Genomic DNA, 15,329 nt, shown 5'->3' with positions numbered 1-15,329 from the left:
CGCAACGGTTTACGATATTGGCTATACAGCTATATTAAGAGATTTGAGATTTCATAGCAACCTGCCGTGTCCTGTATCTTACTCGTTACAATACCTATAGAAGATTGAAATTCAACATCTTACAATCACAAATTAATTTAAAGAGTCACTCAAAAAATATCAGCAATCAGGATTTAGGTATCCCTATTTATTTGCTGAGCTGCTCATAGGGGATTACGCCTACACGTTTTTCCCAATCCATATACACTTTTAATAAGGACTGAACTACCTTAGGGTGCCTGTCGCTTAAATCATCCCTTTCCGCACGGTCCATATGCAGATCGTATAATTGCCAATTCTTATCCGGATAAGCTTGCACCAATTTCCATCGTCCTCTTCGGATGGCTTTATTTCCTTCATGTTCGAAGCAAATCGCTCGCTCTTCTACGCCGCTACTTCCCCAAAGTTCTGATAAGGCTTTTCCTTCCATCGCTCCAATTTGATGGTCATTATACCATTTAGGATAAGGAGCATTTGCCCATTGTTGAAGACTTGGCATTATATCAACGATATGCGCCGGCGTTTCTACAATAGCTCCCTTTGGAATATGATTTGGCCCAAAGGCTATGAAGCTCGTTGAATTCCCCCCCTCATATACCCAATGCTTATAGGAGCGATAGGGCGTGTTTGATACGGCAGCCCCCATTTTGCCGTAGGCAGTAAACGATTCAGGATGGCTGGCAGGAAAATTATTTGCCAACTGTATCTCTTGCGTGAATCCATCGTGATCGATAGTTTCATGACTTGCTCCATTATCCGACAGGAAAAGAATGATTGTATTTTCGAATTGTTGATTTCCTTTCAAAAAACTAACCAGTCGTCCTATTTGTTGATCTAGTCGGTCGAGCATGGCCGCATAGACCGCCATACGTTCGTCCCATTGGACTTTTTGCTCCCAAGTCAACTTATCCCATACCGGAATCGCTTCGTCGATCTCCGGCAAGCTGGCGCTCTTTGGAACAACGCCTAGTTCTTTCTGCTTGGCAAAGCGACGCTGGCGCATTTTCTCCCAACCTTCCATATACTTTCCCTTATACTTCAGTATTTCCTCTGGTCTGGCATGCAGCGGCCAGTGCGGAGTTTGATAAGCCAAATAGGCGAAAAACGGTTGTTCTTGATGTTCGGAAAAATGAGTTTCCAAAAAGCTAATCATATGGCTGGTGTAAGCGTCGGTACTATAATATTTTGCAGGTACTTCTACTTTTTCCCGATCCAACACGATACTGAGCTTTTGATTTCTACGGTATGGTCTATTTGCAAAATAACTGTTTGCCCCGTCAATCAGCCCGTAATATCTGTCAAATCCTCGTTCCAACGGCCAATTTATCGAATCTTGTCCAACATGCCATTTACCGGTCATATAAGTGGCATAACCAGACGATTTTAGCAATTCAGCTAAAGTAATTGACTCTCTGTTGAGAAAACCTTGGTAGGCTGGAAACGAGCGCTTGTTCATCATATCACCCACACCAGCCTGATGCGGAAATCGCCCGGTCAGCAAAGAAGCTCTGGAAGGACAGCAGCGCGCTGCATTATAAAAATTCGTCATGATAGTTCCTTCTTTTGCCAAACTATCCAAATGTGGCGTTTGAATTTCAGATCCGAAACATCCCAAATCAGAATACCCCATATCATCAACCAAAATCACGATAATATTCGGTCGTTGTTGTGCCAGCGTAGCTGAAGAAATTAGAATTGCTAATGCTGTTCCGAAAACATGTGTAAACTTTTTCATGGTTTTATTTCTTAATCCATTGAGCTAGCCCTAACTCAGGCTTGTTCGAAAAATACTCGGCAATAAGCTTCGCATTGAGAACTGCACCCTCTTTTAGCGTATGGGTAGCATCTTTCGCATCGAAGTAGTGCTTGCTGACATAGTCTTTTCCCTGTTGTTGATATGCTGCAATAACCAAATCCTGAAGTGGGATAAATTCCGCCGAGGACTGCGTTGCGGCCTCTTCTGCCCACTTCGCATATTCACTTCTGACAACCTCGCCAGCCTCCCATTTATTTCTTGGAATTGGCGAACAAATAATGGCGCGAGCTCCCCGGTTTTGAATATTTTTTACAAACTGTCGTAAATAAAAGCCATAGCTATATACCATCTCTTTCTGCTTTAGCAAGGGATTATTGACTTCTTGATAATCGTTGGAATTACCCGGAATGGTACCTCGCGCTCTTGTGGAATCAACAACTGGGCTGGAGTCATTATGGCCAAATTGCATCAATACGATATCTCCCGGACGCAAGCTATCCAAGATTGTTTGCCAGAGCGATCTGTTGGTAAAATATGTTCTCGAACTTGTTCCACCCAAAGCCTTATTATACACTTCCACCGCTTCATTGTCTATATAGTCCGCAAGAAAGCTTCCCCAACCCCACTGTCCGTTACTGCCATTTCCTTGTCCATTCCTTACTGTTGAATCCCCGATGATGTAGATACGCTGTTTTTCCTGCTTTATAAGGAAGCTACTTAGGGTCAACACGCCACATAGCGCGACAAGAACGGCGATAGTTTTACTTTTGTTCATATGATTTAACACTTTGAGATAAAGAATTTTGCAATTTTTCTATTCCTTGAAGAACACTATAGGCATTATATCGCGCACCGGCGTAATTGGTATGCGTATGATCGCCCGGAAAATAAAGTTGTTTAACTGCGTTCGGTCCAATCATATCATAGTAACTTGCTGTGAGTTCATTTAAATCAATGAAATCAACTTGCTGTTCGCGCGCAATTTCTTTCGCCCATTTTCCAAAATCTAAATCGGCACGTTCTATTTTGCCGGCAGCCGTCCACTTATTACGAGGTATCATCGATAAGATAATAGGAATAGCTCCCTTTGCTTTCGCCTCTTTCACAAAGCGACGCAAATATTCGCCATAGCTATATACGACTTCTTTTTCCTTGTTGGGCCATGTCAACACAAGCGAATCTTTTCCGATTCCTCGAAGAACACCACGATATCCCTGACGAGTCGTATCAGGTTTGCTACCTTCGTTATGACCAAACTGTATCATCACGTAATCACCAGCTTGCAATTCATCCAATACTTTTTTCCATCTCCCTTCCATTCTAAAGGTTCTGGTGCTTCTTCCGGCCATAGCTTGGTTGTCAACCTTTACCTTTGCACTATCTAAAAACTCCTGAAGAATACTGCCCCATCCCCAATAGGTTTCATTTGAATTACGTACTGTAGAATCGCCTATAATGAATAATTTTGCAGGCCGATTTTGTACAAGAAACATGGCTGCCACGGCAATAAACAATAATTTCATATTAACCATATATAACATTGATTTACAAATAAATATAACATCATATCATCAAACAAATCAATCTCTATGTCTCACAAGATTCAAGTACGGTTTAGGCACTTGTTTCATTTCTGGCCCTAGGTAAAATCCTGTATGGGGAGGTTGATTGTATGCAACATTTTGCCAAGCAATACCCAGCCTGTATACCGGATCATGCATTAGTGTTGTCATACGAAACGAAGTTGGAATACTGCTCATATAGATCCGGAGCGATTTATTATCTATCGATCGCAGGATTAGTTCTTCTCGCCAATCGCCGAATAAATCTACGCTCAGGTTTGGCGTGCGTTTAGTTCCATTGATAGAGCTTACGCCTTCCGCTTTGAAAATGACTCCTTCGTTATACTTTGCGATTTGAGTATCATCCAAAAGCTCGCGGCTCAAATCGCCATCCCACCAAATCAAGAAATTGACAAACCTAGGTCTCGGACCGACCGCTATTCCCTGCATGTTATAAGCCGAATCTCGTGCTAGCCACCACATATAGGCCCCGCGATGGTTCGGATCGATGGATGCCGCAACCCCTCTAGTTACATCTTCATCGATTGACGCTGAAAATAACAGCTCTCCATTTCGGGCATCTCGAAGTGATACGCCTACTCCTTTGCTCGATCCCTTATGCTCGTGTATCGCAAAAATTTCCAAGCCCTCTCGATCGGGATCCAAATCTGTGACATGCAACGCATCGCCATGGCCTAAACCTGAACTATAAAGGCCCTTCCCATCATCATCAACGGTCATTGAGCCATAAATAATTTCATCACGACCATCCTCATCCACGTCAGCAACCGCGAGATTATGAAACCCTTGACCTTCATAGTGATGATCTGCATTCTCGGTATCAAAAACCCATCGTTTAGTCAATTTCTTACCGTCGAAATCCCATGCAACTAGCGCCGTGCGGTCATAATATCCCCTGCACATAATCAAGCTCGGTTTCTTTCCGTCCAGATACGCTATGGCCGCTAAATAGCGGTCTGCCCGATTCGCTTTCTGATCTCCCCAACTTTGCGGTTCACCCCTCCCAGGAATGTATTCCACTGTGGAGATTGCCTTTCCAGTTAGGCCATCGAAAACAGTCAAATATTCCGGACCGTGCAATATCTTCCCATAGGTTGTTGATTTAGGGTCCTTATCCCTGTAATCAGCGTCCTTATTCCCAAGAGTTCTTCCAATGCCGTCAACCGTTCCATCCGCTGTTTTACACACGAATTCCGCCTTTCCATCCCCATTCAAGTCATAAACCATGAATTGTGTATAATGTGCTCCCTCTCTGATATTTTTGCCCAAGTTGATCTCCCAAAGAAATTTCCCATCTAAACGATAAGCTTGAAATACCGGCTCATCCGTTAAGCCAAGATGAGCGTTATCATGACCTTTACCGACCTGATGAACGATAAGTTCATATTGCCCGTCGCCATCTAAATCGCCCACCGAAGCATCAGCAGCAGTATAACCCTCAGGAACTTTCAAAGGAATCTCAAAGTAATTCCTAATCTCTTGGCTGCCTTTAATCACAAAAGTGGCTTCAAGAACTTCTTTTTCACCTTTAATTGAATATAGCAGGTATTCGATATCGCGATCTGCGATACATGATGAGTCCGTGTAGTTTGTTCCCTGGCATAAGGCAGTATCGGTGAGCCGCTCCTTTTGCTTGCCAGAAACTTTTCTATAGATTAAGAAGCGGAGGTCTGAAGCATCAGAAGCCAACAGCCGCCATGATAAGAAAGCAGAGTGACTGCTTGTTTTCAAACCTACAAACCCTCTATCTAACCATTCCATTTGTCGTTGGGCAAGCAACGTGCTTATGGAAAGGCAAATTGTCAATGTTGTAAGAAACCTTATTAATGAAAACTGAAGCATCGCCACTCTGCATTTCAACCTATAATCTATTATTTAATCATTTTCCCGTTGATATTGACATTCTTCAATGTCAGATTTTTAATGTAGTCTTTATGCAATGCCCCTTGTTTGGCCGTTATTTTAAAGTTTTCAAAATGGAAATCTCTTAATTCATATTGATCTGAGTTTACCACATCAAAAAAGATATCGCATTGCAAGTCTATATTCTTTATCGTAATATCGTGAGCATAAGATTTTTTGATTCCTTTCTCGCCTTTTAAGTCAAAAAACTGATTCCAAGGTTTGATGAACAAAACACTATTGGTCGTTCCGGAGATATTTTCGATTAATATTTTTTCATACTCCTGAGGGGTATCCGGACGCATCTTCAATTGAAGCATTTTTCGAGCATGGTCCAGTACGTTATTTCTAAAGATGATATTATAACTATGAATAGACTCACTTCCGCAGGTCAAAGCGCTGTGACAGAAACCAAATTTGTTATCTTCAATGATGATGTTATAATTTGCGCCGTTATCTGGATCTTCAGGTGCCTTAGGTCCTTTCCCACCTTTCAACGCAATGGCATCATCGTTCACTGAGAGGTAACAGTTCTTGATTAAAACATGATTACATACATCCAGATCAATCGCATCAGAGCTCGGCGCTTTGACAGGCTTTGCAGGAGCGGTGATCGTTAGATCGAACATCTTTAGGTAATTGCATTTATAGAAATGTGTGGTCCAGAAGGGAGAGTTCTTCAACTTGATGCCTGATATCTGCACATCATCACTATTAGACACGTACAGTAGTCGAGGTCGCATCTCGTCCATATTGGTACAAGAGGGGTTAAATCCTCTTCTCAACCAAAAGGCTTTCCAATAACGAAGACCATTTCCATCAATCATTCCTTTGCCGGACACGGTGAAGCCATCGACTCTATCGGCGTTGACAAGCGCAGCAAAGTATTTAACCGTTTGCCCTTCAATCCTCGTCGTTAGTAGCTTAAAATGGCTGATATCGTCACTTCCTTTCAATACGGCTCCTTCTTCTAGGTGGAGATGAGTTTTAGGTTTGAAAAACAGGGAACCGCTGAGGTAAATACCTTTGGGAATTACCACAACCCCTCCTTGCTTTGCCGCCTCGTCGATCACGGCTTGAATCTTTTCTGTCTGTAAAATCGTACTATCATTAACAAGACCGTAGTCGGTAATCTTAAACTGCTTTCCCAATTGATTAACATCTGTTTCTTTGTAATCATTGAACCAAGCAGGAATAGCAGAACCATCCGGAAATTTGTTCTGAGCATTTAATTTATTGCCGCCGAGCAACAAGAAAAGTAAACAAGTATAATTGATCAGGTGCTTTCTCATGAATTGTTTTATTAGAAGTGCAGTTTAAATTTTGAAATGCTTTTATGCGCCAGCAGAAGGCAAATAGTTTATATGATTAATTGATTCTAAACTACAGAAGTTTCATGGATCAAAGCAACCCGCCCCGTCCTGCCGGTAGAGGCTATAAACAGGCGAGGTTGCATGGTTAACCCGAAAAACGGATTATTAAAATTAAACGGAAGGTCGAAGCACGGTGTAGAATGGAACCTCTAGACGTGCCTGACTATTGTTTAATATACTGGCGGCGGCATACTCTCCCATGAGATTGAAATCTGTAGAAATGGTGGTAATACCATCAAGAATAAATTGCTTTAGTGGCGTTTCATTATAGGAGATGATGCCGATTTCAGAACCCACTGCCAAGCCACTCAACTGCACCTTCTCTAAAAGAGCGACCAAATCATTATCCGCTAAAAGTATATAACAGGTACTTTTAGCAATCTCCTCCTCTGCCACCTCGTCTACCAGCAAATGCTCGAAAGCATATTCATGACAAAACCGATAGAATCCTTTGATGATGGCTTTCGGATAATCGGAATGATCAGGAAAAACAAGTTTTATTGTATCATATTTAGATAGTGGTTCGCGAATGCTCTCCAACGCATCGTAAATATCGTTTTCATAGCTTTCACAAATAATTGGAAAATTGCCCGTCAAGCCTTCAACATCGCGACCTAGCAATACTAATTTCTCCGTTGGAATGAGGGAAATCACTTCGGCAGCTTTATCACGTCCTTCTTTGAAGTAAGGGAAAACCACAAAATGATCGTAGTCTTGCGACAAGCCCATGATTAAAGATTTTAAGTGCGAAATATCGCTATTGTAAACGAAAAGATCTATAGAGGCTTGATCGCCAATTTCCTTCGCCAGCGCATCATATACGATTTTCTTATGAACGCTTAATTTGTTCAGAAAAACCGCAATTCGCCTGCGGATAAAGGGACGCATGCATACATTGTATCCTTTGCCGGGTGTCGAAGCAATTACGCCCTCCTTCCGTAGCTTACGATACCCCTTCTCAACCGTCTCGCGTGCTATCTGTAAAAAATAGCTCAGATCATTGATTGAAGGTAAAGAATCACCAACCTCAACTATGCCGGAACGTATAGCATCGATCACTGCATCTGCCAACTGCACATATTTGGGTGTCGCAGAAAATGCGTTGATTTTAATAAATTTGATTAAATCACTATGCATTGAAGCACGGGTGTTAGGGGCTAAAAATAGAGTCTCCATAACATTAAGAATATAGGTTTAACATGGACGATCCTGAGGTAGTAATTGGTGGTTTACCTCAATTCGTATAACTCAAAGGTAGTGCGAGCCTTCTTCTCTGATACCGTAAAATTGAATCAGATTCCCCTGAAAATTGAATCAAAAACAATTGATTTAATGCTAAAAAAGGCAATATCGAATAAATTCCAAGCTCCGTAACAGAAATAAGGCAAGAGAAACAATATCCAATTTCCTATATTTTTCATAGTTTAGAGTTCTATAGACTGAAACCTACATTTTACCTGTGAGAAAGATCCTAAATATGCTGTGTGTGACCTGGCTATTCTGTCAAATTGGAATAACCCGAAGCGCAAATGCTCAGTTTCTTTCTTTAAAATTTGACCATATTACTTCCGAAAATGGACTTCCTCACAACACAATACATGGAATAGCAAAGGATAAATATGGCTTTATGTGGTTCGGAACTTGGTCGGGCTTGTGCCGATACGACGGTTATCAGATCAAAATCTACCGATATGATGCACTGAAACCGAATACAATTGCTAACAATAGAATTCATAATATTCTGGTCGATAGCAAAGGCGATTTGTGGGTCGCCACCTTTGAGGATAAAACCCTGAGTAAATACAATTACCAAACCGACGATTTCACGCGCGTCCCGTACGAGAAGGGTCCGTCGGAACTCCTCGGCAAGATTAATAGGCGGGATCACCGTTATAACGTAAAATTCCAATTTCAACAGACCCAGTGGCATCTGGACAACAATAAAACGGCTTTGGTTGAGACATATCTGCCAACAGGGGCACAAAAGTTCTATATTGAAGACCCTGCTAACCCCTGGGCTATTAATGATGCTTACATCAGTGACGTTTATCTCGACGATCAGCATGTGCTTTGGTTAGGATCCTACTCCCACGGCATCAACAGAGCGTATCTAGAGGCTACACCATTTCATGCCCTTATGTATAACCCCGGAAGCAAAAAATCGCTTGCCGAGAACACGATACGCTCCTTAACGGAGGACAAACAGGGAAATTTATGGGTCGGTACTAGAAGCAAGGGAATTACAGTCGTTAAAAAGACGGGGGAGTTTCTGCAGTTCAAATCCGAGAGCAGCAACCCCAATACCCTACAAAACAATTATATCAAAAAAGTATTCTGTGATTCTCAGGGAATCATTTGGATAGGTAATCAAGGGGGCTTAGATCGATATAATCCAGTTACTGATCAAATCGAACGATTACATCACAGCTCCATCAAGAGCAATCCTGTCTATGGCATCATGGAAGATCAGGACAAGAACATATGGTTAGCCACTTGGAAAGGTGTAGTTAAATGGACTCGAAAAGATCAGTCATTCCGATATTATAAATTCAATGAGTTTTTAGCAGAACCCCACTTTTGGACAATATTACAGGATCAACAAGGACGTATCTGGCTGGCTTCCGAAGGCAATGGAATTTTTATAGTAAAAGAAAACGCAGCAGGAAAACTTCAAATTATCAGACATCTGCGTCACGAAGAAAAGAAAACAAACACCCTTAGCGACAACAGGATTTACGCATTATTTCAAGACAGTCAAAACGATATTTGGATAGGCACCGGAAATGGCCTTGACCTTTATCATACCAAAAACGAACGTATTGAAACGCTGAGCCGTATTTCCAACCTGTGGCCGTCTGGAACAATTGCAGGCGTGACGCAGGATAGACAAGGATTTGTTTGGGTTAGCCACAAGCAAGGGATCTCGAGGATAGAAAAAGGAAAGATGCAAGTACGCACCTTCTCAGATACCGATGGCTTGCTGAGTACAGATAACATCGAGGGCGCTATATTTAACAGCAAATCAGCGAACCGTTTATATTTCGGCAGCAATTTAGGGGTTTGCCACTTCTCCCCCGATAGCGTTCGAACGAATCCGGAGCCGCCAAAAATTGTATTCACAGAGCTCAACATTTTAAACGAAGCGGTAGAAGTCAACAAGAAAATAAATGATAGAATTGTCTTAGAACGCCCAATCCATTTAACCGAGCGCATCAAGTTAACCCATGCGGACAAAACATTTAGAGTGGCATTTGCGGCTTTACACTTCACGAATCCCAACGGAAACAAATATGCTTATATGCTGGAAGGCTTCGATTCGGACTGGATCTATACCAGCTCAAACAAACGAGAGGCTAGCTATTCTAACTTGCCTCCCGGAAAATACAAGCTGTTAGTAAAAGCGTCGAACAGTGATGGCGTTTGGACAGAAAAAGCATCAACGCTTCAAATCGACGTTTTACCCCCTTGGTGGGCCTCTCCCCTGGCCTACTTGTTCTATTTTGCGATAGGGCTCTTCCTGCTTTATATTTTTTACTACTATAGCACGCGTTACACAAGATTAAAATCTAAATTAGCCTATGAAGCCATAATTTATGAGAAGGAGCTAGAAATGCAAGAAAACAAATTGCAGTTCTTTACGAATATCTCCCACGAGATCAAGACGCCATTGACCTTGATCCTTTCACCAATTGAGCAGTTGAAAAATTGGGCTTCTGCTTCTAGGGATAAAAAGCCCACAGAACAGCTTGAGATGATGGAAAACAATGGTCGCCGGCTCCTACGAACGGTAAATCAATTGCTCGATTTCCGACGGCTGGAGTCGGGGCAGGAAAAGATAACTGTCGAACCTACCGACGTCAATAGATTGACAAGCAATGTAATTGAATCGTTTAAGCTTGAAGCACGAAAGAAAGACATCAACCTTATCTACCATCCGTCCCAGTCCAAATTGATCATACAACTTGACGCCGATAAGCTTGAGAAAATTTTGATCAATTTAATCTCCAATGCATTGAAATTTACGCCGCCGAAAGGCATTGTAAAGGTACGTTTAAAAAACAATGATAATCATGTAGACATCGACGTTTTAAATAACGGCCCAAGCATTGCACAGGATGAACTGGAAAGTATTTTCGAACCATTTAGACAAGGGAAACATAAAAGCGCCGGAGGAACCGGATTAGGATTAACTTACAGCAAGTATCTGACAAGTTTACTAGGCGGGCAAATCAGTGTCGAAAGCCGATCGCATTCAGAACGACAACCGCTTACTGCTTTCAAAATTCGATTACCGAAACCACTTACGGAGGATATGTTCGAAGAGCAAACCATAGATTCTAGCAAAGGTAGAGAAGATCAAATGCTGCCAGCTGCAAGTTCCCTGGAACCATCAAGCGACATATTACCTCGCAAATGCAGCATTCTGATTGTAGAGGACAACATAGAAATGAATAACTATTTAGCTGATTATTTCCGTAACAGTTATATTGTATTTCAAGCGTATGATGGTGAGGAAGGATTTACTACTGCGCAGAAGGTGATGCCCGACCTGATTATCTCGGACGTCATGATGCCCAAAGTAGATGGGCTTAGCTTTACACAACAGATAAAATCCGACACGCTGTTGCGGCATATACCTGTTTTATTGTTAACGGCTCGGTCCCTACAAGAACAGGAAATCGAGGGCTTGGCAATCGGTGCGGATGATTATATTATTAAACCGTTCCAATTGCCAATACTATCACTAAAAGTAAAAAACCAACTTATACTAAGACTTCGACAACAGGAACTGTTTCAACAACGCATCAGCCTGGAACCCAGTCAAACATCGACGCAGTCGCCGGACGAAATACTGTTACAAAAAGTCTTTTCTTTCATTGAAAGCAACATGAGCAACTCCGAACTGAAAATCGAGCATATCGGAGAATCCATTGGTCTGAGTCGAGCTCAGTTATATCGAAAAATTAAATCCCTCACCGGAATGGGCTTAGCAGATGTTATTAAAGAGCTCAGATTAAAGAGAGCACAGCAGCTATTGAAGGAGCAAAAATGGATGGTGAGCGAAGTCGGCTATCAGGTTGGATTCTCCGATCCTGAGTACTTTAGAAAAACCTTCAAAGCCAAATTCGGATACTCGCCAAGTGAATATGCCAAGAGTCACTCTTAGTAACTACTGAAGTAAAATTATTACCCCCTCCAATTAACTTATTAATCGAACCTATACATTTTTCGTTATAATTTAAATTCAATTTCATTAAAAAAGGAGCTATTTTCAATGAAAATTTGAAAATATCAACCGATTGTTTTTTATAAAACGATTAAAAATGTAGCCTCAACGTCTATTTTGTATTACTTTACTTTTTTAAGAAAGTTAATTGCGTAAGCAATAAATATCTACAAAGAATTATCGAATTACTACAAAAATCATTAAAAGAATCTTAAATGTGACCGTCGTCACATTCTTTAAAGGCCCTATTTCTCTATTTTTGTACCAATATCACACACGAGCACTAATTATTTTAACTACCTGATAAAACATATAGAGATGAAGGTAAAATATGTTCAGCCAATAATTGAATTAACAATTATTGAAATGGAGGAGTCCATCGCAACGAGTTCAGCCACGGTCAATACCGGCGGGACTAGCAATGAGCCAAAAATCGAAGAATGGGATAACACGCCGACCGGAAGTTTTAAGACTTACGATATGTAACCATTTGCGTCACTCTCAAACACACACAAAAAAATTTAAAAACGCCCCCATGAAAAGGAATTACCTATTTGGTGTTAATCGACCACTGAGTTTTCTCTTTGGCCTAGCACTCATCCTATCCTTAAGCAATTGTAAAAAAACAGGCCCTGAAAGCGAGACCGAAATTCCGTATGTTGCAAAAAATGAAACTACAATCGTCTTTTCATTAGCTTCGATTGAAGATACGCCAGATATCGCTGACCATCACAGTAACGGTGATGCAAGCGCATCCGGAAACAGGTTGCAACAAGTGAAAAAAGTATCAGCACAAAGTGAAATTGTGAGCTTAGGCGATGTAGATGCGATCATGACGATTTCTGAAGATATTCCAGAGGAATATAAGCGAAAGGTAATCATCGGATCCTCGACTAAAACTTCTTCCAATGCCGAAAACAAAGCTGCTAGAGTTCTTGTTAATCTGGAAAGCGGTGTAACCTATCGTGTCGTCCTATATACAGACAATGGAAGCGGTGCACCAGGCACCTACGTCGGGCAGGCCCAAGGCATAGTCGGATCGGCTGCCGTATCGATCCCAGCAAATCGGAATACCAAATATGTTTGGTATGCCTATACCTACAACAATACGAGAGATATACCTGAATATGCAAACACACCTACACCGACGTACACAATTCCAATTTACCCGACATCGAATAGTACGAGCTACCGTCATGACTTTGCTTATTCCAAAGGCCTTATTACAACTAGTAATGTTGTTAATGGAACCAACCCCATTAATAATCTTGTATTGACGCGTAAGACCTCAAAAATTATTGTTGAATTGAATTCGCGAGGCATGTTTGCGCCTGTTACTTATGCTAGTCTTCGTTTCACCGACGACAGTGGAATGGCAACAGCGAGCTTCTCGCTACGCGATAGTTCACTATCCAGTATATCGCAATCAATAAGTAGCTTGACAAGGGTTTATAACCATAATAGCTCCGCATACGTGGTACCTGTTGGAACCGACTCTGTTTTAAACTTGAATACAAAGAAACGATACACCTTTTACACACCAACCAACGGGCTTGAAACGCGAAGTTTTACTGTAACGATAGATTCCATTATATTGACAAGTCAACGTGTAAACGAAGATAATACGAATTCTGTGACGCCTCAAACAACTGCGGTAGAGCGAATGTTCAGCAATAAAACATTTAGTTTTCCTGGATTTGTTGCGCGTCCCGGAAAAAGCTATCTCCTATCCATTAAGCTTGTCGAATCGCCGGTTACCGTCGGAAACACAAAATGGGCTAGAGCAGATTTATGGCGCGATGCTACCGCGGCCAACACCTCGATTGGATTAAGACAAGCCTATAAATTCCGCTACGATAATCCAGTTTACAATACAAGGACTGCGGTACCGGCCGGTGATTATTTCACAAACGATATATACAGCATCGGCACTACAGGAAAAAATATATGTGAACTGGTTTACCCGGAAGGAACATGGGATCTACCAACCACAACACAGATCGATGAACTTCATAATCTGCAAAATAAGGAACAACCGGAACTTAGTAATTACCGTTGGTATTTAAAGATCAACCCAGGCACCTTAGCACTTGGCGCTCCGGCTTATCCTAATGGCTTTTTATCTTTTTCACCCATAGGCTATAAAACAAGCATAGGTGGGCCAACGATTGATTTCAATCCTGGAGACCCTGTAAATTATGGACAAACGCACGGTTATTGGCGAACAAAAACTCAAGAAACTTTTGCCCAGTCATTAAATGGTAGCTTTCAGGGCGTCATGATGTCTAACCACAATATGTCAGCAACTACGCTTACTCCTATTCGCTGTGTAAGAAAATAGTTGTTAGTCTATTTAGTAGTTAGTCTATTTAGTAGTTAGTATTTAGACCTAGGGCGGCTGTAGATTTTAGATATTAGACGTCAGATATTAGAGCAGGGCGCCGATTAGGCGCCTTTGCTTTTGTTCGTTTGTTTTTGCTCGTTTGTTTTTGCTCGTTTGTTTTAAACCAAAAAAAGAAAGATGGATTGTCTTTGAACCAAGAAAGGAAGGATGTATTGTCTTTGAACCAAGAAAGGAAGGATTTAAGGATCAGAGGATAGTCCACCATAGGTCTAAATACTAACTACTAAATACTAACTACTAAATACTACCTTGCCATCATTATAAAAAAGAAGAGCAAAGGTCTGCGACTCCTTTGCTCTGGAATTATTAATAGTAAAATAACCATAATCCACCACTAATTTATGAATAATAATTATTATTCAAAGGACACCTATTCCCTAAATTGTATAGCGATACTTATGAAAAGCTTACATATTACGCAAATAATGGACATCCTATTGATGACTTTGTTGTCATTTTCCTTACGAATCAACCTTTGCTAAAATTAACATGAAAGAGAAAAATATAACGATAGAGAACATATTTAACAGGATTAGTAAGATCACTGGCAAGGAGTTATCTGTAAAAACGACATGCTTGGCGACAAAAAAATAAGTAAAGAATTAAGCAATCAGACGCTTGGGAGTGGTTTATCTAAATTCTTCAAAAGACAGGAGCTTCGCTACTTGATATACTGTTCAACCGTTGTTGTTATGCCAAAGACATTAACTAGCACGACTGCTTTGGCAGCCGAACTCGACCAGTCTGGTATATACAAGAGAAAGGTCATTAATTCCGTTAAGCGAAAAGACGGTAGCAATGTTACTTTTCTAATACAAAGTAACAAAACGGGATCCATCAATGACGGCAACAGTGCAGGAACTACAGTTCGATCTCAGCAGATGGCGTTGCAGCCCCCACGGACTCCCAACTTCATGGCAATTTTAGTAGAATTGTTCACTACATTTTTCAAGAATAACAGCAAAGGCGAAGCAAGCTTTAATTTCAGTGCTTTATGTCATTTTTGATTCAAATACATGCTAAAATGAATAAACATAAATTAAAA

General features: G+C 41.2%; 10 protein-coding genes. 4 read left to right on the top strand and 6 right to left on the bottom strand.

From position 1 onward, the window contains the following. Positions 1–187: 187 nt before the first annotated feature. The 6 genes from QYC40_RS04435 to QYC40_RS04410 all read right to left on the bottom strand — a co-directional run bounded on the left by QYC40_RS04435 (position 188) and on the right by QYC40_RS04410 (position 7,790). A complete protein-coding gene (locus QYC40_RS04435) occupies positions 188–1,774 on the bottom strand; it encodes an arylsulfatase (RefSeq protein ID WP_301992624.1) in 1,587 nt (528 codons plus the stop codon). A gap of 4 nt (positions 1,775–1,778) precedes the next feature. After that, complete coding sequence (locus QYC40_RS04430) at positions 1,779–2,570, bottom strand: SGNH/GDSL hydrolase family protein (protein ID WP_301992623.1); 792 nt, start codon at positions 2,568–2,570, stop codon at positions 1,779–1,781. Further along, a complete protein-coding gene (locus QYC40_RS04425; RefSeq protein WP_301992622.1) occupies positions 2,557–3,318 on the bottom strand; it encodes a rhamnogalacturonan acetylesterase in 762 nt (253 codons plus the stop codon). Before QYC40_RS04425 ends, QYC40_RS04430 begins: the two co-directional genes overlap by 14 nt. A gap of 57 nt (positions 3,319–3,375) precedes the next feature. Further along, positions 3,376–5,139: a rhamnogalacturonan lyase gene (locus tag QYC40_RS04420; protein ID WP_301992621.1), complete on the bottom strand. Its 1,764-nt coding sequence runs from the start codon at positions 5,137–5,139 to the stop codon at positions 3,376–3,378. 110 nt (positions 5,140–5,249) lie between these two features. After that, on the bottom strand, positions 5,250–6,572 hold the full coding sequence (locus tag QYC40_RS04415) for a glycoside hydrolase family 28 protein (protein WP_301992619.1): 1,323 nt from the start codon (positions 6,570–6,572) through the stop codon (positions 5,250–5,252). A gap of 192 nt (positions 6,573–6,764) precedes the next feature. Beyond that, a complete protein-coding gene (locus QYC40_RS04410; protein ID WP_301992618.1) occupies positions 6,765–7,790 on the bottom strand; it encodes a GntR family transcriptional regulator in 1,026 nt (341 codons plus the stop codon). A gap of 322 nt (positions 7,791–8,112) precedes the next feature. On the opposite strand from QYC40_RS04410, the gene QYC40_RS04405 reads away from it, so the two are divergent. The 4 genes from QYC40_RS04405 (at position 8,113) to QYC40_RS04390 (ending at position 15,291) form a co-directional block, all read left to right on the top strand. Continuing rightward, positions 8,113–11,820: a two-component regulator propeller domain-containing protein gene (locus QYC40_RS04405; protein ID WP_301992617.1), complete on the top strand. Its 3,708-nt coding sequence runs from the start codon at positions 8,113–8,115 to the stop codon at positions 11,818–11,820. A 378-nt stretch (positions 11,821–12,198) separates the two neighbouring features. Continuing rightward, entirely contained in the window at positions 12,199–12,366 is a 168-nt protein-coding gene (locus tag QYC40_RS04400; protein ID WP_301992616.1) for a hypothetical protein, read from the top strand. A gap of 49 nt (positions 12,367–12,415) precedes the next feature. Further along, entirely contained in the window at positions 12,416–14,221 is a 1,806-nt protein-coding gene (locus QYC40_RS04395; protein ID WP_301992615.1) for a hypothetical protein, read from the top strand. A gap of 755 nt (positions 14,222–14,976) precedes the next feature. Beyond that, positions 14,977–15,291 carry a hypothetical protein gene (locus tag QYC40_RS04390; protein WP_301992614.1) on the top strand — a complete coding sequence of 105 codons (315 nt, stop codon included), beginning with the start codon at positions 14,977–14,979 and terminating at the stop codon, positions 15,289–15,291. The last annotated feature ends 38 nt before the right edge of the window (positions 15,292–15,329 follow it).

This window comes from Sphingobacterium sp. BN32, assembly GCF_030503615.1.
In the GTDB taxonomy this organism is placed as follows: Bacteria; Bacteroidota; Bacteroidia; order Sphingobacteriales; family Sphingobacteriaceae; genus Sphingobacterium.
Note: the sequence above shows the minus strand (reverse complement) of the source record. Positions and strands in the feature narration are given on the sequence as shown.

Excerpts from the sequence above, each read along its gene's own strand:
- QYC40_RS04435 (WP_301992624.1), bottom strand. The coding sequence starts at position 1,774 with ATGAAAAAGTTTACACATGTTTTCGGAACAGCATTAGCAATTCTAATT.
- QYC40_RS04430 (WP_301992623.1), bottom strand. The coding sequence starts at position 2,570 with ATGAACAAAAGTAAAACTATCGCCGTTCTTGTCGCGCTATGTGGCGTG.
- QYC40_RS04425 (WP_301992622.1), bottom strand. The coding sequence starts at position 3,318 with ATGAAATTATTGTTTATTGCCGTGGCAGCCATGTTTCTTGTACAAAAT.
- QYC40_RS04420 (WP_301992621.1), bottom strand. The coding sequence starts at position 5,139 with ATGGAATGGTTAGATAGAGGGTTTGTAGGTTTGAAAACAAGCAGTCAC.
- QYC40_RS04415 (WP_301992619.1), bottom strand. The coding sequence starts at position 6,572 with ATGAGAAAGCACCTGATCAATTATACTTGTTTACTTTTCTTGTTGCTC.
- QYC40_RS04410 (WP_301992618.1), bottom strand. The coding sequence starts at position 7,790 with ATGCATAGTGATTTAATCAAATTTATTAAAATCAACGCATTTTCTGCG.
- QYC40_RS04400 (WP_301992616.1), top strand. The coding sequence starts at position 12,199 with ATGAAGGTAAAATATGTTCAGCCAATAATTGAATTAACAATTATTGAA.
- QYC40_RS04395 (WP_301992615.1), top strand. The coding sequence starts at position 12,416 with ATGAAAAGGAATTACCTATTTGGTGTTAATCGACCACTGAGTTTTCTC.
- QYC40_RS04390 (WP_301992614.1), top strand. The coding sequence starts at position 14,977 with ATGCCAAAGACATTAACTAGCACGACTGCTTTGGCAGCCGAACTCGAC.